Raw genomic sequence first — 26,240 nt, forward strand, 5'->3', positions numbered from 1 at the left:
AGTGTCCTGTCTGGAAACGGACAACTTGAATTTGTCACCTTTTAATAACTATCTATATGAGTAACACAGCAATTCTGGAGGAGGTTGAAGAAGCGGTTAGACCTGTTCCCTTTGCCGAAGACCCGCACTTATCCGTTGAGGTAAGGGTTTTTCTGAAAGAACTGAATTCGGGGGATGGGCCTCCGATGGAGAAGCTTCCTGCCAAGGAGGCAAAGCTGGTGCTGGTGAATGCACAGGCATCCGTAAAAGTTGATTTGTCGGGAATTGAGGAGTCGCAGAAGACCATCACCGCCGATGGCTATACCATTGTTCTGGACATTGTTCGTCCGGCCGGGGTCGAGGGTACGTTACCCGTGTTTATATTCATCCACGGGGGTGGTTGGATATTGGGCGATTTCCCAACTCATGAGAGGATGGTTCGGGACCTGGTCGTTTTAACGGGCTATTGCGGTGTATTTGTGAATTATACCCGCACACCCGACGCGGCTTTCCCGCAGGCCATCAATGAGATTTACGCGGCCACGAAATGGGTGGCTGACCACGGCGATGAAATTGAGGTCGACGGCAAAAATATGGCGGTTGTCGGCAATAGCGTGGGCGGTAACATGACGATGGTAACGGCACTGCAGGCGAAGGAAAAAGGTGGTCCGCACATTAAGACGCTGGTTATGATGTGGCCTATCGTTGATGCTGACTTTGAAACGGATTCCTACAAACGATTCGGGGAAAACCGGTTCCTGACCACACCGTTAATGAAGTGGATGTACGATATGTACATTGCCGACCCGGAAGATCGAAAACAAATTCATGCCTCACCGTTGCGGGCTACGCTTGATCAACTCAAAGGACTACCGCCAACGCTGATTCAGGTGGCAGAAAACGATGTACTACGGGATGAAGGAGAAGCGTTTGGTCGCAAACTGAATGAGGCCGGCGTAATCGCTACGACGGTCCGCTACAACGGGGTTATTCATGATTTTGGTTTGCTAAACGGGTTGGCCGAAATACCGCAGGTTCGTTCGTTGTTTGTACAGGCAGCCGCTGAGTTGAAAAAGCACCTCGGGTAAGTGAACTATACATCCTGACAGGCTTGGGTAACTCCCGTTTCTCAAGCCTGTCAGGAAAAGCGACTTGCCGCAATCCTACGCTACTAATCATTCTCCAATCAGCCACTATACGTAGTTAAATTGTATGGATCTTATAACAACAGAGTTTGGCTTTAGCTCCACGGCAGATGAAGTGGCTAAGGGAATCGATCTTACCGGTAAACGAGTGATTGTCACCGGTGCGGCTTCAGGAATTGGCATCGAAACGGCCCGGTCGCTGGCCAGGACAGGCGCTGAGGTTACTATGGCTGTGCGCAATGTTGAAGTGGGGCACAAAGTAGCCGACGATATTACGGCAACAACGGGAAACGATCGCATTTATGTTGCTTCGCTCGATTTAACCGATTTAGATTCGGTTCATTCCTTTGTTACTAAATGGACCGGTCCGCTTCACATACTTGTTAATAATGCTGGCGTCATGGCTATCCCTGAGTTACAAAGGAGTCCCCAGGGATGGGAAATGCAGTTCGTCACCAACCATTTGGGGCACTTTGCGCTGGCACTTGGGCTACACGATGCTCTGGCGGCCGATGGCGCGGCCCGTATTGTGGTGGTGGCCTCCAGTGGGCATCTGTTTTCTCCGGTCGTCTTTGATGATATCCAGTATAACTTTCGCACGTACGATCCCCGGTCGGCTTATGGGCAATCTAAAACTGCCGACATACTTTTTGCTGTCGGAGCCACCGCTCGCTGGGCAAAAGATGGCATCACTGCCAATGCGTTGAATCCTGGGGCGATTGCTACCAATCTTCAGCGGCATAACGGAGGAAAACTGGCTACTCCCCCCGAGCTGCAAAAAACACCCCAACAAGGAGCCGCTACGTCGGTGCTGCTGGCAACGTCGCCTTTGCTGGAGGGAATTGGAGGGCATTACTTCGAAAATTGTAATGAGGCAATGACCGTTACCAGCCGACCCAGCAATTACGAAGGCGTAGCCGCCTACGCTCTTGACCTTGAGAATGCGAACCGACTTTGGGATGTCTCTGTGGATTTGCTTGACCAGCGCGCCAGGTAATCCTGAACATTTTGATGTACTCGTCGCGGAGCAACACCGCATCAACCTGTGGAGGATCGTATGCAAATTACTCTTTTGGAAGCACTACACGCAAAACGACAAAGACGTACAACAATCGTTTCAGATTGTCGGTATCGACCTGCGATTAACCATTCTTAACACCGGGCGTAGCTACGGATTTTTACTCCTGAACGTATGAAAACGCAAGTTCAATCAACCTCATCACAAGCCAATAAAACAACGGCCCGAGCCATTCGTGGGGCCGCCCCGGTTGTGCCCCTGGCCTCCGAACCACTCGCCAAACTGGTGGTTGACGACCCATTGGCTGAACCACTAACCCTGGGCCGGGTAGTTGTCCAGTTTCGCACGGAGAATTTGCACATTGTACCGGTCTACGGGCCGGCAGCACTGGATGTGTCCCCGCGTATTGGCCATCTGCACGTAACGGTCGATGATAGTCCGTGGCACTGGCTCGATGCCAGTAACGAACCAATTACCCTGAATGGTTTTCCGCCGGGTCAACACAAGCTTCTGATTGAGTTGGCCGATCCAACCCACAAAATCATTGACGCTAAATCCGTCACCTTCATTGTCCCTGAGCGAAAATGAGCCAGGCTATCACCTCAATTTATCAGTTTCACCCAAATCTCTAAAATCATGTTACGTTTCAATCAACTTGCGCTGAGCGCACTAACCGTTCTGTTTTTGGCTGTTTCCTCGTGGAATTCGGCCCAGGGTCAATCAGCTGGCCTCAAAAATGTCGTTTTAGTTCACGGTGCTTACGCTGATGGTTTCAGTTGGAGCAAAGTGATTCCCATGTTGGATGCTCAGGGCTTCAACATTATCGCGGTAGAACTTCCACTAACGTCCCTGAAAGATGACGCAATGGCTACCAAACGAGCAATTGCCCGAATGGAGGGGCCAGTATTGCTGGTAGGCCATTCGTGGGCGGGTATGGTCATTACAGAAGCGGGTAATGACCCCAAAGTAGCGGGACTTTTGTACATCTCGGCCCTGATACCCAACGATGGTCAGGCGGTGGTCGATGTTGTAAAAGGCTATCCAGACTCGCCCGGTGGTGCCGAAACCCGCGAGGATGCTTCGGGCTTCCTGTACCTCAGCAAAAAAGGGATGAATGAAGATTTTGTCCCGGATTTATCGCTCATAGAGCGGCTAAACGTCTATACCACCCAAGGACCCTGGGCCAAGAAAGCATTAAGCGATAAAGTATCCGAGGCTGCCTGGAAAACCAGACCCTCCTGGGTCATCATTGATAAACAGGACCGAATGGTGAATGTGAATTTGCAACAGGATCAGGCCAAACGAATAAAGGCGACGACACTTGAGCTTAACAGCGGCCACGTATCGATTCTGTCGCATCCTAAAGAGGTAGCTACTTTTATCATTGATGCAGCCCGCAAACTGCCTACGCAGGTTAGCAAGCGATAAGCAGCCTTTTTTACCCTCCCCATCTGTAAAAACTTTCACGGATGGGGGCATCAAACTACTTAATCAAATCAGACTATGACACGTATTGCCTTACATGGATTTGGCCGGATTGGCAGACAGTTTCTGCGTATTGGCCTTCAGCGTAATTTATTCGTCCCCGTATCCATTTCCGACATAAAAGATGCTCAAACGCTGGCCGCCCTGTTCGCCGTGGACACCAACTACGGCCGTTGGTCCGAACCGGTTTCGGGCGATGACGCGCACATAACCATTGGAAGCCGGGAGATTCTGTACGTCAATGCACTGAAGGAAATTCCCGATTGGGCCGCGCTCAGCGTCGACCTGGTTGTTGATTGCACCGGTCACGCCACCACCCGCACTGGCGCACAGGCTCACATCGACCGGGGGGCTAAGTACGTGTTGATCAGCGCGCCCAGTAAAACGCTGGCGGATTGCGATGCGGTGCTTCTGAAGGGAATAAACCTGGAAAACTTTAACCCGGCCAGTCATCGGATTGTCAGTACGGGCAGTTGCACGACTAACGCGCTGGCCGCACCCATCAAGGTGCTGCTGGAAAATTTCGGAATTCAGTACGGTCTCTTCACAACGGTGCATTCGTACACCAACTCCCAGTCACTTACCGACCAGCCGATGAAAGACCGGCGCGATTCGTGGGCGGCTGCCGAGAATATTATTCCGTCTTCGTCGGGAGCGGCCAAGGCGTTGAAATTTATCTGGCCCGATCTTCAGGTAACAGGAAAGGCTTATCGCATAACGACCCGCACGGGTAGTATTGCCGAGCTAAATCTGGTTACGGACAAGGAATGTACGGTACAGCAGGTGAATGATGCTTTTCGTCTGGCAGCCGCCGAAGGGCCGTTGACGGGAGTAATGGACGTGCTGGAGGGCGAATGGGCCTCGTCCCGAATTGTGTATGACTCCCATTCCGCCATCATTGATTTGCCCCTGACGGCCAAAGAAGGCAACATTTTATCGGTCGCTTCCTGGTATGATAACGAATGGGGATTCTCGAACCGGCTTGCCGACGTAGCCGCCTACATGGCCGAACGGATTTAGTCAATTCAACCCAAGTGAACAAACGAGATTATATTTGGCAAATCACTGTATCTGGTCTCCATCTTATGTTACCGTCTGAAAATATACCAGGAGCGAATCCAAAAGGAGTCATTGTTCGTTCCAGCCTCTACTCGGTCAGCGAGACAATGGATAGATTCCAGGCCTTCATGCAACAACATGGAATCACGATCTACGTCCGCATTGACCAGCAGGCCGAGTTAAGAAAAGTGGGGCAGACAATACTACCTTTATCATTCATCCTGTTCGGGAATCCAAAGGCGGGTGGGCCAGTTATGTCCAGTATACCAGTAACCGCGCTCGACCTGCCGTTGAAACTTATTGCCTGGGAAGATCATCAGGCTAACGTTTGGATAGCCTACAATGACAGTACGTATATAGGTGGTCGTTATGGACTTTCACCAAAGTTTATCCCATTTCTACGCCTTGATGAGCTGGTTAGTAAAGTCTTGGATAAGTAACGATTTTCTCTTTCAGTCTAACTCGGTATGAAACCAACTACTTTATTTCTGGCACTGCTCTTAGTGATGATCAGTGAAGTTCCAAGCGTAGTTTCCTCCCCGCAACAGGAAGAGGCCGTACCAGTTTGTGGGATTAAAATTCCAACTGGAGACCGCAATATGTTTCTTGCTGCGATGGATACAATGATGATTAACATGGCCAACGCTCCTGGAGATGAATCGGCAGGTATCATCTTTTTGCAAAAAATGATACCGCATCATGAGTGTGCGATGGCAATGGCCATGTATGAAGTTCAGCATGGTCGTGATTTTAGTATGATCCAGTTGGCAAAAAGTATTCTTATTGAACAAGCCAGCGAAGTGCAGCAAATGAGATTATGGCAAAAGCAGAAATCAACGGATATCTCGAAGTCAACAGTTGGTTTTCAGCGGGACATGGATACCGCAATGAACCACATGATGGCAACGATGCCTGGCTCGGATAAGCTCCGCAATACAGATTATGCGTTTGCAAGCGTCATGAAGCCGCATCACCAGGCCGCTGTCGATATGGCTAGAGCAGTACTCAACGTTACGAAGGATCGGTGCATACGTGCTTTTGCAAGCCAGCTCATTACGTCGCAGCAAATTGAAATTGAACAAATGGTTTCCTATTTGAAATAGTACACTCATGAAAAAAGCAATAAGTTCTTTTACAATTGCGCTGGTTTTTTCTTCCCTTTTTGCCGCTGGACAAAGCCCGTATTCACATGATCGTGTCTACGCTGCCAATCAAATTTCAAATACGGTTTCGGTAGTTGACCCTCAGCATAATCGATTTCTGGGAGAAATTCGACTAGGTAAACCTTTCCCTACTATTTTCTCTCCCCTTTACAAAGGTCAGACGTTGGTTCATGGCCTTCGGTATTTGCCTCAGAAAAAAATGCTAGTAGTCATATCTATTGGTTCCAATTCTGTAACGCTGGTTTCTACCGAGACGAATCAGGTACTGAAGACCATTTATGTAGGCCGCTCGCCCCATGAGCCAACCTTTACGCCAGATAGCAAACAAATCTGGGTATCGGTACGTGGGGAGTCATACGTGAGCGTGATTGATGTCGCGAAGATGGCCGAAGTAAGGCGGGTTCCGGTCGCTGATGGGCCTGGTATGGTTGCGTTTACCTCCGACGGCAAGCAGGCTTACGTTTGCTCTAGCTTTACGCCTGAAGTAGATATTGTCAATACCGAAACTTACAGAATTATAAAAAGAATACCGGTCACCAGCCCATTCTCACCCAATATTTATACCAGTCCCGACGGTAAATGGATAGCCATGACGCATAAGGATGTTGGTAAGGTTACTGTGATTAATACGGCAGCAATGTCGGTAACTCATGTACTCAATACGGGGCCAATCACCAATCACGTAACATTTAGTAACGTGAATCAGAAACTGCTGATGATGGTCACTGTTGGGGGAGAAAATAAAGTAAAGGTATTTGATGTCGGGCAAAATTTTAAACTAACAAATACCATACAGGTTGGTGCCTTACCGCACGGTATCTGGCCCTCGGCCGATGGGAAAATAATGTACATCGGGCTGGAGTATGGCGATCAGGTTCAGAGAATTAACCTGCAAACGATGAAACCTATGCGGCCTGTCCAGATCGGTCAAAGTCCACAAGCCGTTGTTTATGCTGACCGGGCCGTGTCAGATCCTAAAAATATAGTTTGGTTAAGTGCTTTAGGTGATTCGGCTTCGACCCAGGTGATTGTATTAACGGGACTAAATCACCGAGGTAACGCACACGGTAGACTTTCCGTGCGTAGTATTGGCCTCACCGATCTAATCGAGCAAAACTTCACCTTCTTACACCCTAATGCGTCTTATACATTAGCCCTCTCAAAATCAGTTGTTCCTCCGTTTAGGTCTGATTATGAGATTAATCGATTCGAAACGGATAGCCACGGAAAGTACAACGGCCAGTCGACGGGCCTAATTAAATCGCTAGCTACTGACCGAGACAAACAGCCTTACCGGCACGTAATTCTAACAGACAACAGAACAAAGCAGGTTATTTTATTGGACAACCCGTCTGAGTCGTTTTGAAATTGGCTCGTTTGGAGAAATCGGGACTGATGTTTGGTGCCTTATGCTTTTCGGCTGGTGCAGAATCCCCTCTGCACCTTCATACCAAATATTCGGAATTGATCTACGTCCTGGAAGGTGAATTCACTATTTACACAGATACTGGTGTGGCTACATTATCGCCTGGTGGTTCTGTCTTCATCCCAATAAACACGCAGCATATGGTTGTGGGGTCGGGTGAGGGAGATAACCGGGCCATCACAGTCGCTTCACCCAGTGGCTTTGCGGAACTAATTCGGAGCGTCGGTACGCCCGGTAGCTTCGACAGCATTCCACCTGACCAATCGAATGAAATGAGCCTGTTCCTGAAACTATCCGAAGAAATCGGCGACGTGCTTTGGGGTCCGCCCGGCACCCGGCCAGCGATGAAAATAGTATAAACAAACAACTAAACGATTATCGACAAATGGAAGCAAGTACGTCAGTAGCTACGACCTGGGTCATTGACCCCACCCATTCCGAAGTGCAGTTTAAAGTAAAGCACCTGATGGTTTCAACCGTAACAGGGCTGTTCGGCCGATACGAAGGCAAACTGGACATGGACGGTGACGATTTCGACGATGCGAAAATCACCTTTTCGGCGGAGATAGACAGTATCAGTACGGGCAATACCCAACGGGATGAACACCTGAAATCCGCTGAATTCTTCGATGCCGCGCAGTTTCCGGTCTTAACGTTTGAGTCAACCGGCATGACCCGAACCGGTGCCGATACCTACATCCTGAACGGTCGGTTAACCCTGCATGGCGTAACAAAGCCGGTCTCGTTAAAGGCTGAATACGGTGGACAGATGCAGGATTTTTACGGAAATACGAAGGCCGGATTTGAGGTTACCGGAACCATCAAACGCAAGGAGTTTGGCCTGAGTTGGGATGGGGTGACGGAAGCCGGGGGTGTTGTCGTGAGCGACGAGGTTAAACTTGTGATGAACATTCAGGTAGCTAAACAGAATTAGAAACCACAAAACGATGAGCAAGACTGTCTTTATTACAGGAACGAGTACAGGGTTTGGCAAACTGACTACCATCACCCTCGCCCAGGCCGGGCATACTGTCATTGCGGGAATGCGGGGGACCAACGGGAAAAATGAAGCAGTTGCCCGGGAACTGGCGGCTCTGGCAAATGTGGATGTGGTAGAGATTGATGTAGCCGATGACGAATCCGTTGCCACTGCGTTTGAACAGACATTGGCCAGACACGGCAGTATAGACGTTTTGGTGAACAATGCAGGAATAACCGGCTTCGGCTTGGTGGAAGCGTACAGTATTGACCAGATGCGTCAGATGTTTGAGGTTAACTTTTATGGCGTTATCCGCACCTATCAGGCTGTATTGCCGTCTATGCGTCAAGCAAGGAGCGGCCTGGTAATCAATCTTACCTCTGGAGCAAGTGCCCATGCGCTGCCCTTTATGGGGCTTTATTTTGCCACAAAATTCAGTGTAGAAACCATTACGGAAGCACTTCAGGACGAACTGAAGCAATTTGCCATAGAAAACGTAACCATACAATCCGGCGTGTATCCAACGGAAATGGCCGTAAAACCGGGCACTAATGCCGACAGAATCGAAGTTTCCGAGGCATACGAACCCATTGCGGGCGAAATGTTCAAGGTACTTGGAGCAGGATTGTTCGGCAAAATGCAGGAACACAATATGAACCCACAAACCATAGCGGATGGTATTCTCGAATTAATTGCCATGCCAGATGGAACTCGCCCGCTTCGGTTTCCTCTGGATGCTATTGCCGAAGGAACAGACATAGACTTCATCAAGGCTCGGGCAGACTTCAAAGCCAAATGGCGGGCCAAGTATATTGTTTAGTCCAAAAAAAGGTACCCTCACCCGATTCACCCCGTCGCTCATTTGTAGTAACCTGGCAAACTGGCCGGCTGCGACAACGGATCGACGGGGTAAAACCGGTGATGGCCATTCAGGTTATCAAACGGAATTAACCAAAACATACCAATGGGACAGCTTCATTATGATACCGTGTCAACCGCCATTGAAGCATTACGGGTGGAAGGCTTTACTACAGATTTTCGGCTGGAAGAAAGCAGAATAGTTTGCCCCACGGATAGGTTTAGCCCTGATGAGTTCGACATTGTGGATGTCTATCGGTACGAAGGCGACACTGACCCGGCCGATGAAGCGTGTACGCTATCCAATCTAAATCGGGTGTCAAAGGGATTCTGGTAACCGGTTACGGGGCTTCTGAGGATACCTTTTCCACGGAACTATTGGCAAAGTTGCGCAGGCAATAAAGTAGTGGTTCATCTCACTATCCGTTCACGCCGACTGGTATAAGCCACTTACTGGGCCATCAGTAGATTTTATCAGGGGGTACCTATACCTAAGCTGACGGTATCCCTTTCATCATGAAACCGCAGGCGAATGCTCAACCCCGGTTGCCCGTTGATGTGAAGCTGGCCCCCCAGTTGTTCACTGAAGCCATACATCAGCGTCATGCCCAGTGACCGGCTCCGGGCGGGGGCGAAGTCAGCCGGTAAGCCCACCCCGTCATCCGCAATGACCAGCTCATACTCTCCCCTGCTTAGTTTACATAAGCCCACCTGTACCGTTCCGGCCCGCCCATCGGGAAAGGCGTACTTGAGGGCGTTGGTGATGGCCTCGTTAATGATTAAGCCCAACGGCACCGCCTGGATAACGTCCAGTTCGATAGATTCCACCTGTAGGTCAAAGCCGATGGGTTGGGGCAGCTCATAGGACTCGTGGAGGTAGGCAGCCATCTCCCGGATGTACGATGCCATGGGGATGCGGGCGATGCCCTCACTCTGGTAGAGCTTCTGGTGGATCAGGGCCATGGCCTGCACCCGGTGCTGGCTCTGCTGGATGGCCGACAGGGCCGAAGGGTCATGCAGCGAATCGGCCTGGGAGTTAAGCAAACTCATCACGATCTGAAGGTTGTTTTTGACCCGGTGGTGAATCTCCTTGAGCAGCCGCTCCTTCTCCTCCAGCACCCGCTGCAAGGCCTGGTTTTTGTGGTGGATCTGTTCCTGTTGCTCTTGCAGGCGTTGGTTACTGCGTTGTTTCAACCGGTAGCGGTTAAAGCTAAGCCCCAATAGGGAGATAAGTAACAAAGTGCCTCCGATCAGAGCATTGCGTTGGGTTTGTTGAATTTTGCTCTGCTGGGTCAACAGGGCGATGTCTTTCTGGCGGAGTTTGAGAGCCTGCTCTCTCTGACGGGTCTGATAGCGGACATCGAGTTCAGCCATCAGTTTGTGGGTGGTCTCGTTGAGAAGGGAGTCTTTTAGAGCGGTGTAGCGCTGGTAGTTGTGGAGGGCAGCGGGGTAGTTAGTCTGTGCCGAATCCACTTTGAATTGCAATTGCATCAGTTGCAATTTTTCAGAAGCTGGTAATGCTCCAGCATAAGTTGCTACTCGCTTAAGATACGGAATTGCTTTAGCGTATTGATTCGTAGCCAAGTAAAACTTACTAAGTTGTAGCCAGGCAATAAATGTCCCTTCTGTTTTTTCATTCCAGGCAGCAGCTTCCAGGTAATACTGTTCAGCCAGTTTGTTTTGTTTGAGGGTTGCATAACACTGCCCAAAGGCGGCCGCAATATTTATTTTACCTATTTTATCAAGGGGAGGGTGTTCGTGGGTAAAGTTAGTCACCAACTGTAGGGCCTGGTGTATCTTGCCCTCTTTTGTTAGCGATTCGGCCATCCGTCGAATCATTCCTGCGTAAACAGCCACTTTTCCCTTCCGATGACTCACGGCTAAGGATAGCTGGTAGTAAGCTACTCCCTTAGCATACTGCCCCAGTTCGTAGTAGCTGTTTCCAAGCCAGAAATAGGGCCAGTCCAAGTCTTCACGCAACCCATTGCGCTCCAGATCCTTGATCACCTCCAATTTGTAGAATACCTCTTCAGACACCCTGGAAGTTGTTTCCAGTATATGGGCTAACACCCCGTTGGCATTTAAGAGTTTGACAAGAAACACATGTTGCAGGTACTCGTTTTCTTCCAACAGCGCGTGGAAAGCCCGGTTGAAGGTCGGATAGCTAATGGCTTTCTGGATGGCCAGGGCCTTCAGCCCTTCCTGCTCCGCCCGCTTCTGGTTGCCTTCAATCGAGTGTTTCATTCCAACCATTAACCACAGAAAGGCCTCCCTGGGCTTGTCGCCAAGCTGATGAGCCAGGACAAAGGCTCGACTCAGGGTGTCTAAGCTGTTATAGCAATTCCATTCACTACTTAAAGTAGCTGCCCACCGCAGCCAGGCTCGTAGCTCGCCCGCCCGGTCACCCACCCGCTGGCGTGCCTGGATCACCCGCATAAAGGAAGACCTACCCTGCTCACATTCGCCTTTCAACACATAAGCAACCCCCGTAAGTAGCTGGCTTTCCTGCCGCCAAGTTTGGTTGCTTAAACGGTCGCTAAGCCCTTCGGCCTGACTAAAATACCACAGGGCACTGTCGAGACTAGCTTCCTTGGAAAAAGTGGGACGGAGCTTGTTCTTGCCTAGTTCCAGTAATAACCTGATGCGGGTTAGCCCACTCACGGCTGGAAGCAGGCTCTTCGCTTTACCCGATTTCTCCTGCTTGATGTAAATCTTGCCCCATTGAAAGTTGGCTTCCTGCTGGCCTTTGTCATACTGGAGTTGCTGGCTCAGGGTATGGGCCTGATTGGCCAGTGTCAGAGCGGTGTCCAGGTTATAGGCATAATTCAAGGTCCGGCGCTGGTAGTGATCGCTCAACCGTAGCATTGTCACCACCCGATCGGTATCAGCATTCCCGGTCCGCAGGATGAGCCGCAGGCTATCGGCCTTAACCTGAGCCACAGCGAGGGCCTGGCCATTTAAAGGCCAGGCCGGGAAGCTGCCGACCAACAACCCAAAAAAGAACGAGAAAACGAATCGCATGGTAGGCGGGGCTAGGTAGACATCTTATAAAGGCTAAAGTAAATGGATTACTTAAGGCCCATTCTATAAGAAAATTCATCAGTATAAAGGTAATTAATTCACAAACAAATAGTTGCCTTCACAAATAATGACCCAGCAAAGCAACTATGTCAAATGCCAGCTAGTGAATCGGTCATTCATAAAGGCTTAATTCAACAATAATTGCCGTCACAAGGCTTTTGTGGATACTCGGAATTCAATTGGTTGATCAACTTACTTAGCCAATTTCCCTGCTGTTGATATCCAGGCTTATAGAATTTATCCAATACAATGGAGTTAAGCGTTGGAGACTCCAAATCATTGGAATGGCAAAAGGCTAACGCGCCAACTCGGCAGGGCAAAAAGTAGGCCTCAGGATTGCATTGACGCAGTTTTTACACCAGGCAACTCCCTTTTTTGGCTTTGGCACACTTTTAGGAAACCATTTATCCAGCAGAGAAATCTGTGCTGTCCAGTGATTGGGCGGGTTTCACTCGTTGCGCAACGAAAAAGAGAGGTGTTGCCGGGTGAATTGTTTGCTACCCGATTTACAATCGGCCCCGAATGATGAGTACTATTTAAATGTACGATATACATTCTTCAATAACCTTACAAGCCAGGATCAATCATGAAAGCTGCTGTATTAAAACAGGTAGGAACATCGCCCGTGTATGAGGATGTTGAAGACCCCGTTCCTCAGGATAGAGAGCAACTTCTGATAACCATTGAAGCGGCCTCTCTCAAAAATATTGATCGCTTACGAGCCGGGGGGAAACACCCGGCAAGCCATAGAAATCTTCCAGCTATTGTGGGGATTGATGGCGTGGGCACGTTAGAAAACGGGAAGAGAGTGTATGCACAAGGCCTGACCGGGATGATGGCGCAGAAGGGGTTAATCGCTAAAGCCAGATACACCGTTTTGCCCGACAAACTGGACTACAGTACGGCGGCTGCTTTGCCTAATGCCGTCATTGGGTCGTCGATGGCCTTACGTTTTCGGGGCAGGATGGAGCCGGGAATGACCGTTTTAATTAACGGAGCAACAGGCGTAACCGGATAGGTTGCGGTTCAGGTTGCCCGGCACTATGGCGCGGCTAACATCATCGTTACAGGCAGAAATCCAGCGGCTTTAGACAGGCTCAAGTCGCTGGGGGCAAACACGGTTATCTCGCTGGAACAAGCCGGAGACCATGTCATTAAACAACTGAAGGAAAGCAATGCCGAAACGCCTGTTGACCTTATTCTGGATTATTTATGGGGAGAACCAATGGAATTGGTTTTAAAAGCCTTACAAGCCGGTGGGTCCCATAAAGTACGCATGGTAACCGTAGGCGATTCCGCCGGGAGCAGCATCAATTTAGCCTCGATCATGTTGCGTAGTGCTGCCATCGAGTTAGTGGGCTCCGGTATAGGGAGTTTGTCCCAACAGGAATTGAAAACGTTCGATACAGACGTTTTGCCGGAAATGTTTCAACTGGCCGCCGATAAGAAACTATTGATAGAGACCCAAAATGAGCCTTTGGAGACTATTAACCAGGTGTGGAATAAGGAAGGGAAAGCTGGTAAACGAACAGTGATTGTCATGAATTGACCGAATAGTAAGGTCTGTAATCAGCCGATTACCGATAACGATCAACATAAAACAGTATGGATACTTATTCAGAAAATGGCTTGCAGAGCCTTAGCCTGCACAACCTGGCTTTCACGGTTTCCGATGTAGAAAAAGCCATTCAGTGGTACGGAGATACACTTGGTTTTCAGGTGTTGAGCCGGGAGACCTTTACGGCGCTCGGTGGTGCTGAAATTGCTTTTCTACAAAAATCGGACATCCGCCTGGAAATGCTGTGGGTACAGAATGGTTTTCTCATTAACGAAATGTTTGCCGATGCACCGGCCCACCTACTGCCAATTGGTAACAAAACATTGGTATTACAAGTCAATGACCTTCATGACGCCACCCTTGAATTGGAAGCGAAAGGCGTAACCTTCGCCTGGAAAGAAATGAATCTGATGGACGATGGTATGCCTTCGACTATGATACGGGACATGGATGGCAACTTCATCAATATTTTCCAGAGAGACGTGTAGGCCCACAATTTTTCAGGTTTCCAGCACGTAACGCTAACCCGCCCCGTCCTTTGGGTACTGATTGCTCCATTTATGGCCTTTTCGTCTACTGATTCAGCCGAAGCTCAATCAACGAAGGTTCATTTTTCACTCGTTTAACGAATGTGCTGTATGAAACTAACCGCAGCCCTACTGTCCACCATACTACTACTGGCTGGCAAGTACACCCCTGTACCACCTTCACCCCAATACGGTGCCGGAGAAGTCGATTCCATTTATAGCATAAAGATTCCTGCCGGGTTTCGCGACTGGCGGTTGATTTCTGTGGCCCACGAAGAAGGTACGCTTAACGATCTGCGTGCCATACTGGGCAATGATATAGCGATAGAAGCGTACCGAAATGGAACACGCCCTTTTCCGGACGGTGCTATTATAGCCCGACTATCCTGGGATTATGTCTCGTCGGATGAAAACAATAAAGTTTTCGGCCGTCGCCAATCCTTCGTGGCGGGTCACCCTAAGAATAATCAGTTCATCGTCAAGGATTCAAAAGAGTACGCCTTGTCCGGTGGATGGGGATTCGCACAGTTCAACGAGGGCGAATCTGTCAATGTAGCGGTACACGCCACCTGCTTCCCCTGTCACCAGGCTGTTCAGAGCCGCGATTTTGTTTTTACCCAATACGCCCGTTGATACGGTGAGCGGCACGGCACTACCAATAGAGCGAATCACTTGAAAATCAGAACAGAAAAGTAAGATGAAAACCGCAAAAGAGTTACTACTCAGTTATCTGGAAAACATCAACGATGCCGATAAGATCATTGACCTATTCGCCGATGATGCCACCATCGAGCTGCCTTATCTGGGCAGTTTAGAAATGCCCTGGCAATGGCACGGGAAAGATGTTATCTATCAATTTCTTCAGAGCCTTCCCCACACCTTCGCTGATTTTGTGTTTCAGAACATCAGGATACATATCGACACGCCCGACCAGGCGTTTGGCGAATATGATGTCGATGCTACGGTAGTGGCCACCGGGCTAGCCTATAAACAGGCCTATATGGGAAGACTTGTGGCCGAAAACGGCAAGATTAAATTGATTCGTGAGGCTCTTGATATGGTACAGGTTGCCAAAAGTATGTTTCCTGATGGCGTTCCCCCGAACAGACTTGGATTATGAAAACGGTTAATCCAATTGGATTACAAACAATACCCGAAAGCCCTGCCGATAAGAAGTCAACAGACAGACCCTTATCCCGCTTGCCGGTAAATTTGTTTGCTTCGGTAGTGAGCCTGGCTGGGCTGACAGTTGACTGGAGACTCTCAGCCCATCTGTTTGGAACTGATGCGGGCATCGCCGACGTCCTGGGGCTAACCGCCTGGATTGTTTTCATCGGGCTATCCATTGGGTATGGCCTGAAGGCATTTCGATACCCTCAGCAAGTAATAGGCGAATTTAAGCATCCGGTCATTGGCAGCTTCTTCGGTACCATTCCCATCAGCATCCTGCTGCTTGCCAATTCAGTCATTCCCTACTCGCTCCAACTGGCAGGGTCGATTTGGCTGGTTGGTGCTATGCTCATGATCGCAATGTCGTTCCTGACAACGTATCGTCTGATTACCAGTCAACAAAATCGCCTGAATGCAACACCAGTCTGGCTCATTTCGGGTGCAGGTACGTTCAACATTGCCGTAACGGGTGGCTCGATGACGTTCGGAGCAGCCGGGGAATTGATGTTGCTGGGGTTCTCTGTAGGAATAGGTCTGGCCCTCATTTTTTTGACCCTTATCTTTTCACGACTCGTATTTGAGGATGGACTTGAGCAGTCCCTGAAGCCCTCCCTGTTTATGTTAACCCTGCCGTTTTCCCTCGCCTTTCAGGGGTATCATACGTTAACCCATCGAATTGACTTATTCAATACGGTGCTTTATTATTTCGCTCTGTTTCTGTTTGCCGTTGTTGTTTACAGGGTTATCAACTTCAGACTACCGTTTACGCTCAGTTGGTGGGGTATGGGATTCCCGATTGCTGCCTTATGTAAAACAGCTTTTGAATACGCCATTTATAAGCCGACAATATTGAGCCGGAGCATGGCGGTAATCCTGCTAATTGGTGTAACACTTTTAGTCGGTTATATGGTACTCAGGACTCTTTACGGGTTAATAACCAGTCGCCTGCCGTAACGAATATGGCGGTTGATATGCGTTTTTGACTTCAAGAGTGAAAATCACTGAGCTGTTCGTGTTATCAGATTGTGTGTACATCAATGTCTAATTTGGAACAACATGAAAGACCCCTGGCTTGAAAGATGGGAAGATAGGTATGGCAAAAATGAGTATGCCTATGGAGTAGAACCGAATGAATACCTGAAAGAACAGTTACAGAAATTAACTGCCGGAACAATACTTTTCCCCGCTGAAGGAGAGGGGCGAAACGCTGTATTTGCTGCTAAACTGGGCTGGAAAGTGTCCGCATTCGACATCAGTACAAAGGGGCGGGATAAAGCCTTGCAACTGGCCTGGGAAAATAATGTCAGTATCGACTATCAGGTAGGCGAACTTCCTGCATTAAATTATAAGAAGGAGCAATTTGACGTCATTGCACTGATTTATGCCCATTTCCCCGCCAGTCTGAAGTCAGCTTATCATCAGTTGTTGAGCCAGTACTTACGTAAAGGCGGCCTAATTATTTTTGAATCATTCAGCAAAAACCACCTCGAGTACAGGCGTAAAAACGAAAAAGTTGGCGGCCCGGCCGATGTAGAGAGTTTATTTTCGATTGACGAATTGACATCCGATTTTAAACACTACGATAGTATCGAGTTGATTGAAAAAGTAATTAGCCTGAAGGAAGGTATATATCACAATGGCGAAGGCTCCGTTATTCGATTTGTCGGACGGAAGGAATAACGAATGGGGTACGCCGGGAGTACTAAATGGGCAGGTTAGCAGGATTCATGCTGAATCAGGTAGATTTTTGGCATCTGATTGGCCTTGTGAACGTACGTCATCCAGGCCTGGATGACGTACGTTCACAAGGCCAATTTTAGATGTACTTCTTGATGAATAACTTCACTTTGCTTAATTCCTGCCTGACGTTCTGCCTGGCCTTTTGGGTATCGTTTTTGGTTGCGTTGTCGAAATTATTCACTGCCACACGGGCGTCTTCAATCACAGCCTTTCCTTCCTGTCGGGCCTGCTGACCGAGATGGACCGTATTTTTCTCGATTTGATTCAGCATTTGACGCATGTGTATATTCATCGCGGCCGTATATACGGGCAAGGTCTCAATTTTTTCAATTNTATCGTGTGCCACCAGCAGTTCACCTACTTCAGTTGTAAATTGGACAGCATAATCGGTAGCGTTACCACTTTCGATTTGCGGCACTAAGGCTTTCATTTTAGCCAATTGCTTAACCAGCGTTCCCTCTGTACGGGTCCCACTGAACTGGGCTTCCTCCTCGAAAGCGGCGATACCTGACTTCAATTCGATGGCTGCCCGTTTGTTGTTGTGTTGCCGAAGTGCCGACACCGCTCGTTCAAAGTAAACATCCGAGGTATTATCCAGTACTTCGGGGATAGCAACGTCCTCGTAGGTAGAATCAATAGTAACCGATTGGGCGGTAGTATCAGTCTGGTCAGCATTTGACTGACTACATCCGCTCAGGTTAAGCATAAGCCCGGCGACTAAAACACTGGGCGCATAAATGATAAGGTTATTTTTCATGACTTAAATGATTTAGATGATGACCCCTGAAATTGCCTGCCCGGTACAGGATACGGTCCAAAAGCTGTAATGGCTTCAGCAATTTCCATCGGGATGAATAGTATAGCTAAGAACAGGTAAGCTCGGCGAAACCGCCGATGCAACCGTATGCCCCATCCGGTTGGGGAAGTACGTAAAATCGAAACCGGACTACACCAGAGCCGTTTCCGGAATTTCCTGGCTGATGCCGAGAATGTTGCGGGCGTTCTCTACTTCATCGTCGTTTCCATGGGCCACCAGTATGAACTTACCTGCTTTGAGTTCCGTCTCATACGTCAAAATACTGTTCTTTGGAATCCCCAAGCTATACAAAGCGGCTCCCAGCGCAGTAAGCCCACCCACCACTATGGCTCCTTCGAGAGCCGCCACCAGCGAGGCTATCAATGGCCCGGCAATGACCACCGGCCCCAGCCCCGGCAAAAAAAAGAAAGCTGACCCGAATAGTAAGCCCCACATACCGCCCCAGAAGGCCCCTGCGCCACCCCATTTTCTGGCCCTGTCACCCAGGTTATAATACCCGATAACACTCTCTTCCGTGTGGTAATCCTGGCCGACAATGGAGAGTTTTTTCATGTCGTAACTGGCCTTCTGAAGTTTTTTAACGGCATCTTCGGCCAGGTCATGGCTTTTGTAAAGAGCAACAAATGTGTTTTGGTTTTTCATGGCAAAATCAGAGTTTAACGTGATGGTTGTGAGAATGATATGTAAATGCAGCCCGACTAATTTTTAACATTACTCCCCGGACTTTATACCAAATAGATGCCAGGTCAGCAGCCTGAGCAAAAAGAAGAATGGATATGAGGTAATCATTTGATAATCAATAGATTGTTTTGATAATTAGATTCAGCATTATTCATTGCTACAACTCCATTGACTCCATTGTATTGGAATTTATCATCATTGCTCCATCCTATTGGACATGCAAGTTTGATTCAGCAATAGTTACCCCTCGCAAGCTACTTATCAATACGCTACATGCACTTTTATAGGGTTTCCCTGCTGATACTGCCGCCGATTTATGGAGCGTATCCAATACGATGGAGTTGAGCGTTGGATAATCCAAATTAATGGAGTGCTGATGGCCTTACTCTTAACCATATAGGGCGAAGAATGAGCTTCAGGACTGCCTTGACGTGTTTTTTACACCTAATAGTTGCCATTTTTTGCTTTGGCACGCTTTTAGAAAACTAGTTATCTGGTAGCGATTTCCAACCCAGCCCACATCCGATATTCCTTAAAAGAGGATGTAGGCCGATTTTTTTAACCTGGGAAAGCGTCTCCGAACCCAGGGCCTGTGCACTCATAGCCTATCTTTCCGTATGAATCAGTCTATTCTCGGCCTTCATCATATTACGGCCATTGCCAACAACGCGCAGCGTAATTACGATTTCTACACCCATGTGCTGGGGTTACGAATGGTAAAAAGGACGGTTAATTTTGATGACCCTACCACCTACCATTTCTACTACGGCAACGAGGAAGGTATGCCCGGCACCATCCTGACTTTTTTTCCCTGGGAGGGCATCGGTCCCGGGCGTAACGGTACCGGCATGGCTACCGAAATTGGGTACTCGGTCCCGGCTGATAGTCTGGACAACTGGGTTGGTCGGTTCCGGGAAGCGGGTGTGTCGACGGATGAACAGGCGGAGCGATTTGGCGAACAGTACCTGCCCTTTACCGACCCCGACGGGCTGGCGTTTACGCTCACTGTTCCCAAACAGGTTGACAGCCGCCCCGCCTGGGAAACCGAAGACGTGAAGCAGAACATCGCCACCCGTGGGTTCCACAGTGTAACGCTGACGCTGCAAAAAATAGACCCCACGGCGAAGGTACTAACCGATATTTTCGGGTACCGGCTACTGGCGCAGGAAGGGAATCGCTACCGGTTTCAAACCGACAGCGTACCCGAAGCGGCCATTGTTGACCTGCTGGAAGAGCCGGACGGACACGCGGGCCGCACTGCCGCGGGCACGAACCACCACGTGGCGTTCCGGGTAGCCAACGAAACTGTTCAGATGGAGTTCCGGGAAAAGATTCTGGCCAGCCATTTACAGATTACGCCCAAAATCGACCGCGACTATTTCTTTTCGATCTACTTCCGCGAACCGGGGGGCGTTCTGTTTGAGATTGCTACCGACAATCCGGGTTTCACGGTCGATGAGCCACTACCCGAACTGGGCACTCATCTCAAACTACCCCAACAATACGAGACGTCGCGGACCCGAATCGAAAAGGCACTAACGGCATTAAAAACAATGTAACTGACGACAGGATGGCTATCGTTAAATCAATGCTCAGGCAACATGGCCAGGGAGCATTCAAACTCTATGAGGATACAACCGAACTGGGCGAAATGATTGTCAGCGTCAATGGTGACCGACTAACCGCCTATCACACCCAGGTTGCACCGGAAGCGCAAGGAAAAGGATACGCGAAACAGTTGCTGAACGCAATGGTCGACTATGCCCGTACGCAGCACCTCCGGGTGCAGCCCCTATGCCCGTTCGTGCTCACCCAGTTTCAGAATCATCCTGAACGGTATGCCGATTTGTGGACCGAATCCGTTAGCTGAAGCTACTTGTTTGGAAAACTGTTTCTCCATCATTACAAACTACTTTACCCATGCATTCGGAACGTATCGTAACGGGGGGGCAACCGCTAACTACGGCAACCAATGTCCTGCTGATGCTGCACGGGCGGGGCGGAAGTGCGCAGGACACCCTATCCCTGGCGCAGTACCTCGATGTGGCAGATTTTGCGTTGCTGGCTCCGCAGGCTCCTGGTCATAGTTGGTACCCGCACTCATTTCTGGCACCACCGGCTCAGAACGAACCAGCCCTGTCATCGGCCCTGTCCATGCTGGCCGATTTGGTCAGTGAGCTGGAAAGTCAGGGCATCAGCCGCACAAAACTTTATCTGTTGGGCTTCTCGCAGGGAGCGTGTCTGACACTGGAGTTTGCGGCCCGGCACGCAACTCGCTATGGAGGTATCGTGGCCTTTACGGGTGGACTAATCGGCGATAAAGTGGACTCAGGTAAGTACGCGGGTGATTTTGCCGGTACGCCTGTTTTCATCGGCACCGGCGACACTGACTTCCATGTGCCCGTTGAGCGGGTACGGGCTTCGACGGCTTTGCTTAAAAGCATGGGAGCGTCCGTCATGGAAAAAGTTTACCCCAACCGGGGGCATACCATTAGTCAGGACGAGATTGAACAAGTCAACAACTTCATTTTCAAAAACGCAAAAATATAATTGTAAACGCTACACGCATGAAAACAAACATAGGAATAACACCCGAAAACCGCGAAATCGTGGCGCACGAACTGACCAAACTGCTGGCTGACGAATTTGTGCTTTATACCAAGACGCTCAACGCCCACTGGAATCTGGAGGGCATGGATTTTCATTCTGTCCACGTCTATTTCGAACACCTGTATATGCAGTCGGCCGAGATTGTGGATAGTGTGGCCGAACGGATCCGGCAGCTTGGCCACTACGCCCCCGCCACGCTGAATAAATTCCTGCAACTCACCCACCTGACCGAGCAGGATGCGGGCGGGAACGACAGCCGCAGCCTGATAACCCAACTGTTGAGCGACCACGAAAGCATCATTGAGTTTATCCGGGGTACAATCAATGAATTTCAGGACGCCCACCACGACGCTGGCACGAGCGACTTCGTTACGGGCCTGATGGAAACCCACGAAAAAATCGCCTGGATGCTTCGCGCGCACCTTAAGTAAAGATTGTTCTTACCGGTAAGAACAATCTTTACTTAATCTTTTCGACCAGCACCAGAACGCGCTGGTTCAGGTGGATTGTATCACCTTCTACTGTTATTTTATCCCCCACCTTTACCAGTCGATATGCCTGCTGCATCCGCCCCCGGCTCACCAGCGCATCAAAATCGCTTCCACCCGGCTCGCGTAGACTTGCGGTATAGCCATCTTTCCCCGGCTCGATTTGTTGAACGATGCCTTTTTTGGAAAATGCGTTGGGACTGGCACAAGAGGAGAAAACAGAAAGCGTTATCAGGGTCGCCAAACTGGGCAAAACGCGGATAACAAAGGATTTATGAGGCATAAGTAGGTTTGTTTAGTTGGCACATCACTACGCTGGTTAGCGTGGCAAGGGACTTTAAAATTGTTTTGACAGGTTGAGTTTCAGGCTTTGTAAATCCTGGTAAAAAAGCCGGACAGAGGCCTGAAGCTGGTTCAGCATGGCGACCCGTGTCATCAGGTTATCGGCCCCATAATCACCTTCAGTGCCGAAATATAGCTGTTCTTCCCGCGCAGTATTCCCCGTTAACGTGTAGTTGACCCACCGCTGTCGGGTCGTAAAGCTAATCGAATGCTGACCGCCATAACTGAATGAACGCTCCATCAGCATTTTCCATACGAATGGGGGATAAACACGTGATTGCTGATGCTGATCCCAGATGTCAGTCAATAAATTGCGGTCGTCCACTAAGTGAATCGTCCGTTTTGAGGAGATAGCCGCTTTACCGGCCAGAAGGGCAGTGGCCATACCCCCGCCGATAGTGACCGTTTTGTTGGGGGTATCCGCCCGAATGAACGCGGTCACAACGGTCGTCAGGGCACCAACTACCACCGAGAGTAGGGTTAACTGCTGGATGCGTTTGCTATCTATTTGCTGCAAATAGGCTGCCAGTCGGTTAGCCCGCTCGGCCTCACATTCAAGCTCGGCTGCAGTACCAGACACTTGCATAGACGCGAGCCAAAGCCGGTCCGTTATGTGCTGCCCCACGACGAAACGTTCCCGATCCGCGCTTTCAGAACTGATGGTTTTCAGTCTGGTAAATTCCCGGAGTAAAGGCAGCATACCTGCGGCATTGGCGACAAGCAAATCATGGTTCGAAAATCGGTTTGTCAGACTGGTATCGGATTGCAGAACGGACTGAACATCTGGAATAGGCAGGTAACTCGAATCATAGTCCAGCCTGATCGTTGGCTGACAGTATTTTTTTTGGTGGCTCATAGCGGTCAGACTGGTTTTTTGCGACTGGCACGATGACAGGAGCATGCTGAGGAGAATGAGCAGGGAAGCAATCGAACGCAGCTTCATCATGAAAGTCAGGTGATTACTGAATGCCATCGGTACGTCCTTAAAGCGGTATAAATTGACTGTTTTTGGTAAAAAATGATGCGCTCTCAAGTGTTCAGATGGTTCAACTGTATTTCTTCCCGATCCATCTCGTTTTCCAGTTCGTGGAACAGATCGATGTCGATTTGCCGCTGGTCGCGCAGGGCGATTAGTTCATCCCGTTGCGCCTGAATACCGGTCATCATCAGTTTTTTATGGAGTTGATGCTGCTCTGTCAGGTAGGCTGTTTCGGCGTGAGTCAACTCGTCTACCTGCGTCTGATGATGGGCAATAACAGCCTGTATGGTTGGCCCCGTCAGTTTTTCCTGATCGGCCTGTTGCTGAACCTGAACTAAAGCCCGTTGCGTTAGTTTCGTCCTTACTTCATGCCGGGACATATAATCGGAGGATTGTTGATCGAACGCCAGTGCCCGAATCACAACCGGCAACAAAATGCCCTGCCCAACCAGGGTGAACAGAATAACACAAAAGGTTATAAATAGGAACAGATTCCGCTCCGGAAACAAATTGCCGTTGGCCAGTCGCTCGGGTATAGACAGCACGGCTGCCAGCGAAACGATGCCCCGCATACTGATGTAGGCCAGCAAGGTCGTATGCCGACGCGTCGGAAATATCGGCGGCAGATGTAGCAGGTCACGAATCTTATTGGAGAGCGTATCGGCCATAAATACAAACACAAACCGAATGATGACCACTATCAGGCTAATACTGATACCGTAGGCCGCTAGTTGCCCTACCGATTGCCCCCGGATGGCGTTTACTACGTAGGGCAGTTGCAGCCCGATAAGAATAAAAATCAGCCCGTTCAATAATACAATCACAAAATCCCAGACGGCCACCGCCTGCATACGCACGACCGGGCGTTGTATGCGGGATTGTTTGTGACCATTAAACAGGCCCGCCGATACGACACTCAATACGCCACTCAAGTGCAAATGCTCGGCCAGCAGATAAGCCAGATAAGCCGTTACAAACGTCAGTGCCGTTTCGAGCGCGGGTTCCAGTTTAGCGTGTCTGTGTATGCAGAAGGACACAAAGCCTACCACCAACCCTGCACTGACACCACCCCCGGCCAGCATTATAAATTCCAGTACGGCATTGCCCAGCGAGAATGTACCCGATGAAACGGTAACCAGGGCCAGTTGCAGGAGTACCAGCGCAGTAGCATCGTTGACTAAGCTCTCGCCCTCCAAAATCGTGACAATTTTTCGGGGCACCGTCTGGGTTTTCATAATAGCCGTAGCGGCAACCGCATCGGGGGGCGACACAATGGCTCCCAACACCAATCCCATCGCTATGGTAAAGCCGGGAATCATCGCGTGGGCCAGTAGTGCAACCCCAAAACTGGTAGCAAGCACCAGCCCCAGGGCCAGTACCATGATTGGTTCGCCGTAGCGTCTGAAGTCGCCCCAGTTGGTATACCAGGCGGCACTGTAGAGCACGGGTGGCAGGAATACCAGTAGTACTACAGACGGGTCAAGTACTACCCGGGGTAAGCCCGGCAGGAACCCAATGCCCAAACCGCCCACCGTCAACAGGATCGGAAATGCCAGTCGAATCCGTTGGGTGAGTAGGGCCAGACCAATCACGAAAATGAGTAGCAGGAGTACCGTTTCTAACGGGTGCATAGGCGTGTTAGCGATACGGGAAAAGACCACGCAGCGCATCGAAACAAACTTAGCGATAGCCCGTATCGAAACAGAAGTATAAATTGATGTTTTTACGGTACAATCAGCCGGAAACGCTGGTGTGTCGTCGCGAAGTGGCGCCGGTGGTTCAGGCGTTTAACAAGTCGGGGGTTATGTGAAGAGAACTCTCCGGAATTATTGGGTATAGTACCTCCAATGCAATGGAGTATCCACTATATTGGAGCGTAGGCAATGCTATATGTTCACTGTAATAGCCTGATAGGCAATGTTTTATCACGAAAAAATAGGGTTAACCGGAGTGGCATTATATTGGTTGTGGGAAAACTGTCTAATAAATCAACCTTCATCTACAGTTGCCATGAACTGCCTCCTTCAGAAAAAGTCTCTGTCCATAAAAAATATCGAATTAGACCAATGGAGCACATCCGACCAACCGTCTGACTCCTACACGCTCATTCTGGTTCAGGGGGGTGAAGGCTATCATCTAATCAACGGGAATCAGTTTGCCTATCGACCGGGCGATGTTTTCTTTCTGGGTGCCAGGGACCGATACAGCTTTCTAATTACGCAGCGAACGAACTTCTATTGGCTCTCTTTCTCCGCGTTTTTCGTCAGTAACCTGCTGAAAATCAACAGTCATTGGTGGAATCCTTCACCCCGTCCGGGGTCGATTACGACCGACGCTGCGGATCAGGATAATTTGAAGGCACTGGTGGCCATTCTCCTGTCGGAAGAGCGGAATCTTCGTCACCTGGCTAACAACCCCATCGTCGATTCATTAATGAGTGTGATTTTAACTCTACTCGACCGATTACTTACCCAGCAGGAAGTTGGCATAGTGGGCCAACAAACCTACACCTCTGTCCTGGCCCGGCGCATCATTGCCTACATCAGCCAACACATCGGCGAGCCGGATCGGCTGCGTATGGATGTCCTGGCTGACAAATTCAATTATTCACCCGGTCATCTGAATACACTGTTCAGGCAACAGGCTGGTGAGTCCATTCCGCAGTTCATTATCCGGCATAAACTCAGGCTTGTTGCCACACGGCTTCAACATACCTTACTGACAGTTTCTCAGATTGCCGACGAATTTGGCTTTTCCGACGTGAGTCACCTTAACAAGTTGTTCAAACGCTACTATAACCACACGCCTACCACCTACCGCCAGAGTTTATTGGCTTAACTTTATAGCTACCACCTAAGTACAGGACAAAAGTGGTACAAGGTGGCCAACAGGTTGGCCTTTAAGGATTCTATCGCGCAGTTCATCTAAACCGTGACGGAATAAACTAAACAACGCTTGGCATCGGCCTGTCAAGTTGCGGGTTGGTATTTTATGACCCGCTTTGATGAGCCACTCGCCCGTTTCAAGGGCCCAAATCAGACTCATTGACAAGATAAACAACAGCCGACGAAGGCGATGATGCTTGGTTAGGCCACACCCTTCTAAATCAAAGCCTCTGGATTTGAAGGCACCAAA

28 protein-coding genes and 2 pseudogenes are annotated in these 26,240 nt (G+C 49.5%); 24 read left to right on the forward strand and 6 right to left on the reverse strand.

Going from position 1 to position 26,240, the window contains the following annotated elements:
- Window positions 1-56: 56 nt before the first annotated feature.
- The 12 genes from B157_RS0117445 to B157_RS35580 all read left to right on the forward strand — a co-directional run bounded on the left by B157_RS0117445 (window position 57) and on the right by B157_RS35580 (window position 9,449).
- The gene (locus B157_RS0117445) at window positions 57-1,067 is read left to right on the forward strand and encodes an alpha/beta hydrolase (RefSeq protein WP_020604598.1); all 1,011 of its coding nucleotides are present in this window, start codon (window positions 57-59) and stop codon (window positions 1,065-1,067) included.
- A gap of 124 nt (window positions 1,068-1,191) precedes the next feature.
- Complete coding sequence (locus B157_RS0117450) at window positions 1,192-2,121, forward strand: SDR family NAD(P)-dependent oxidoreductase (RefSeq protein WP_020604599.1); 930 nt, start codon at window positions 1,192-1,194, stop codon at window positions 2,119-2,121.
- Window positions 2,122-2,316: 195 nt separating this feature from the next.
- Window positions 2,317-2,730 carry a DUF6130 family protein gene (locus B157_RS0117455; RefSeq protein ID WP_020604600.1) on the forward strand — a complete coding sequence of 138 codons (414 nt, stop codon included), beginning with the start codon at window positions 2,317-2,319 and terminating at the stop codon, window positions 2,728-2,730.
- A gap of 48 nt (window positions 2,731-2,778) precedes the next feature.
- Window positions 2,779-3,570, forward strand: coding sequence for an alpha/beta hydrolase (locus B157_RS0117460; protein ID WP_020604601.1), 792 nt, complete (start codon window positions 2,779-2,781; stop codon window positions 3,568-3,570).
- Between the two features lie 75 nt (window positions 3,571-3,645).
- Window positions 3,646-4,647, forward strand: a complete 1,002-nt coding sequence (locus B157_RS0117465) for a type I glyceraldehyde-3-phosphate dehydrogenase (protein WP_020604602.1) — start codon at window positions 3,646-3,648, stop codon at window positions 4,645-4,647.
- 146 nt (window positions 4,648-4,793) lie between these two features.
- Window positions 4,794-5,126 (forward strand): DUF302 domain-containing protein, encoded by a 333-nt coding sequence (locus B157_RS35570; RefSeq protein ID WP_063881397.1) that lies wholly within the window; start codon window positions 4,794-4,796, stop codon window positions 5,124-5,126.
- 27 nt (window positions 5,127-5,153) lie between these two features.
- On the forward strand, window positions 5,154-5,789 hold the full coding sequence (locus B157_RS0117475) for a DUF305 domain-containing protein (RefSeq protein ID WP_084761833.1): 636 nt from the start codon (window positions 5,154-5,156) through the stop codon (window positions 5,787-5,789).
- Window positions 5,790-5,796: 7 nt separating this feature from the next.
- Window positions 5,797-7,215 carry a YncE family protein gene (locus B157_RS0117480; protein WP_020604605.1) on the forward strand — a complete coding sequence of 473 codons (1,419 nt, stop codon included), beginning with the start codon at window positions 5,797-5,799 and terminating at the stop codon, window positions 7,213-7,215.
- A gap of 11 nt (window positions 7,216-7,226) precedes the next feature.
- Window positions 7,227-7,634, forward strand: coding sequence for a cupin domain-containing protein (locus tag B157_RS35575; protein WP_281168482.1), 408 nt, complete (start codon window positions 7,227-7,229; stop codon window positions 7,632-7,634).
- Between the two features lie 26 nt (window positions 7,635-7,660).
- On the forward strand, window positions 7,661-8,209 hold the full coding sequence (locus tag B157_RS0117490) for a YceI family protein (protein ID WP_020604607.1): 549 nt from the start codon (window positions 7,661-7,663) through the stop codon (window positions 8,207-8,209).
- A gap of 13 nt (window positions 8,210-8,222) precedes the next feature.
- Complete coding sequence (locus B157_RS0117495) at window positions 8,223-9,074, forward strand: SDR family oxidoreductase (protein ID WP_020604608.1); 852 nt, start codon at window positions 8,223-8,225, stop codon at window positions 9,072-9,074.
- A 144-nt stretch (window positions 9,075-9,218) separates the two neighbouring features.
- Window positions 9,219-9,449 carry a hypothetical protein gene (locus B157_RS35580; RefSeq protein WP_211225006.1) on the forward strand — a complete coding sequence of 77 codons (231 nt, stop codon included), beginning with the start codon at window positions 9,219-9,221 and terminating at the stop codon, window positions 9,447-9,449.
- Between the two features lie 137 nt (window positions 9,450-9,586).
- Here the strand turns inward: B157_RS35580 and B157_RS0117510 are convergent, their stop codons facing one another.
- On the reverse strand, window positions 9,587-12,133 hold the full coding sequence (locus tag B157_RS0117510) for a histidine kinase dimerization/phosphoacceptor domain -containing protein (RefSeq protein WP_020604610.1): 2,547 nt from the start codon (window positions 12,131-12,133) through the stop codon (window positions 9,587-9,589).
- Between the two features lie 646 nt (window positions 12,134-12,779).
- On the opposite strand from B157_RS0117510, the gene B157_RS39380 reads away from it, so the two are divergent.
- The 7 genes and pseudogenes from B157_RS39380 to B157_RS0117540 all read left to right on the forward strand — a co-directional run bounded on the left by B157_RS39380 (window position 12,780) and on the right by B157_RS0117540 (window position 17,128).
- Complete coding sequence (locus B157_RS39380) at window positions 12,780-13,211, forward strand: hypothetical protein (protein WP_020604611.1); 432 nt, start codon at window positions 12,780-12,782, stop codon at window positions 13,209-13,211.
- A gap of 15 nt (window positions 13,212-13,226) precedes the next feature.
- Window positions 13,227-13,742 (forward strand): annotated as a pseudogene (locus B157_RS39385) (zinc-binding dehydrogenase); the annotation flags it as partial.
- A 56-nt stretch (window positions 13,743-13,798) separates the two neighbouring features.
- The gene (locus tag B157_RS0117520) at window positions 13,799-14,239 is read left to right on the forward strand and encodes a VOC family protein (RefSeq protein WP_020604613.1); all 441 of its coding nucleotides are present in this window, start codon (window positions 13,799-13,801) and stop codon (window positions 14,237-14,239) included.
- Window positions 14,240-14,389: 150 nt separating this feature from the next.
- On the forward strand, window positions 14,390-14,911 hold the full coding sequence (locus B157_RS0117525) for a cytochrome P460 family protein (protein ID WP_020604614.1): 522 nt from the start codon (window positions 14,390-14,392) through the stop codon (window positions 14,909-14,911).
- Window positions 14,912-14,975: 64 nt separating this feature from the next.
- On the forward strand, window positions 14,976-15,398 hold the full coding sequence (locus B157_RS0117530) for a nuclear transport factor 2 family protein (protein WP_020604615.1): 423 nt from the start codon (window positions 14,976-14,978) through the stop codon (window positions 15,396-15,398).
- On the forward strand, window positions 15,395-16,402 hold the full coding sequence (locus B157_RS0117535) for an SLAC1 anion channel family protein (RefSeq protein WP_020604616.1): 1,008 nt from the start codon (window positions 15,395-15,397) through the stop codon (window positions 16,400-16,402). Before B157_RS0117530 ends, B157_RS0117535 begins: the two co-directional genes overlap by 4 nt.
- A gap of 102 nt (window positions 16,403-16,504) precedes the next feature.
- Window positions 16,505-17,128: a class I SAM-dependent methyltransferase gene (locus B157_RS0117540; protein ID WP_020604617.1), complete on the forward strand. Its 624-nt coding sequence runs from the start codon at window positions 16,505-16,507 to the stop codon at window positions 17,126-17,128.
- Window positions 17,129-18,134: 1,006 nt separating this feature from the next.
- Here the strand turns inward: B157_RS0117540 and B157_RS0117550 are convergent.
- A complete protein-coding gene (locus B157_RS0117550; protein ID WP_020604619.1) occupies window positions 18,135-18,647 on the reverse strand; it encodes a general stress protein in 513 nt (170 codons plus the stop codon).
- A 656-nt stretch (window positions 18,648-19,303) separates the two neighbouring features.
- Here B157_RS0117550 and B157_RS0117555 point away from each other — a divergent pair.
- The 4 genes from B157_RS0117555 to B157_RS0117570 are packed head-to-tail and all read left to right on the forward strand — an operon-like array spanning window position 19,304 to window position 21,727.
- Window positions 19,304-20,245, forward strand: a complete 942-nt coding sequence (locus tag B157_RS0117555) for a ring-cleaving dioxygenase (protein WP_020604620.1) — start codon at window positions 19,304-19,306, stop codon at window positions 20,243-20,245.
- Window positions 20,246-20,256: 11 nt separating this feature from the next.
- Window positions 20,257-20,556, forward strand: a complete 300-nt coding sequence (locus B157_RS0117560) for a GNAT family N-acetyltransferase (protein ID WP_020604621.1) — start codon at window positions 20,257-20,259, stop codon at window positions 20,554-20,556.
- Between the two features lie 50 nt (window positions 20,557-20,606).
- On the forward strand, window positions 20,607-21,236 hold the full coding sequence (locus B157_RS0117565) for an alpha/beta hydrolase (protein WP_020604622.1): 630 nt from the start codon (window positions 20,607-20,609) through the stop codon (window positions 21,234-21,236).
- A gap of 17 nt (window positions 21,237-21,253) precedes the next feature.
- Window positions 21,254-21,727, forward strand: coding sequence for a Dps family protein (locus B157_RS0117570; protein ID WP_020604623.1), 474 nt, complete (start codon window positions 21,254-21,256; stop codon window positions 21,725-21,727).
- Between the two features lie 28 nt (window positions 21,728-21,755).
- Here B157_RS0117570 and B157_RS0117575 read toward each other — a convergent pair whose 3' ends face one another.
- From B157_RS0117575 to B157_RS0117585, 3 genes are all read right to left on the reverse strand, one after another.
- Entirely contained in the window at window positions 21,756-22,067 is a 312-nt protein-coding gene (locus tag B157_RS0117575) for a hypothetical protein (protein ID WP_020604624.1), read from the reverse strand.
- 54 nt (window positions 22,068-22,121) lie between these two features.
- The gene (locus tag B157_RS0117580) at window positions 22,122-23,072 is read right to left on the reverse strand and encodes a hypothetical protein (protein WP_157618482.1); all 951 of its coding nucleotides are present in this window, start codon (window positions 23,070-23,072) and stop codon (window positions 22,122-22,124) included.
- Window positions 23,073-23,155: 83 nt separating this feature from the next.
- Window positions 23,156-24,736 carry a Na+/H+ antiporter gene (locus B157_RS0117585; RefSeq protein WP_020604626.1) on the reverse strand — a complete coding sequence of 527 codons (1,581 nt, stop codon included), beginning with the start codon at window positions 24,734-24,736 and terminating at the stop codon, window positions 23,156-23,158.
- 379 nt (window positions 24,737-25,115) lie between these two features.
- Here B157_RS0117585 and B157_RS0117595 point away from each other — a divergent pair, with 379 nt between their 5' ends.
- The gene (locus B157_RS0117595; protein WP_020604628.1) at window positions 25,116-25,943 is read left to right on the forward strand and encodes a helix-turn-helix transcriptional regulator; all 828 of its coding nucleotides are present in this window, start codon (window positions 25,116-25,118) and stop codon (window positions 25,941-25,943) included.
- Window positions 25,944-25,958: 15 nt separating this feature from the next.
- On the opposite strand, the pseudogene B157_RS39390 reads toward B157_RS0117595, so the two are convergent.
- Window positions 25,959-26,240: pseudogene (locus B157_RS39390) on the reverse strand (hypothetical protein); the annotation flags it as partial.

This window comes from Spirosoma spitsbergense DSM 19989 (assembly GCF_000374085.1).
In the GTDB taxonomy this organism is placed as follows: Bacteria; Bacteroidota; Bacteroidia; order Cytophagales; family Spirosomataceae; genus Spirosoma; species Spirosoma spitsbergense.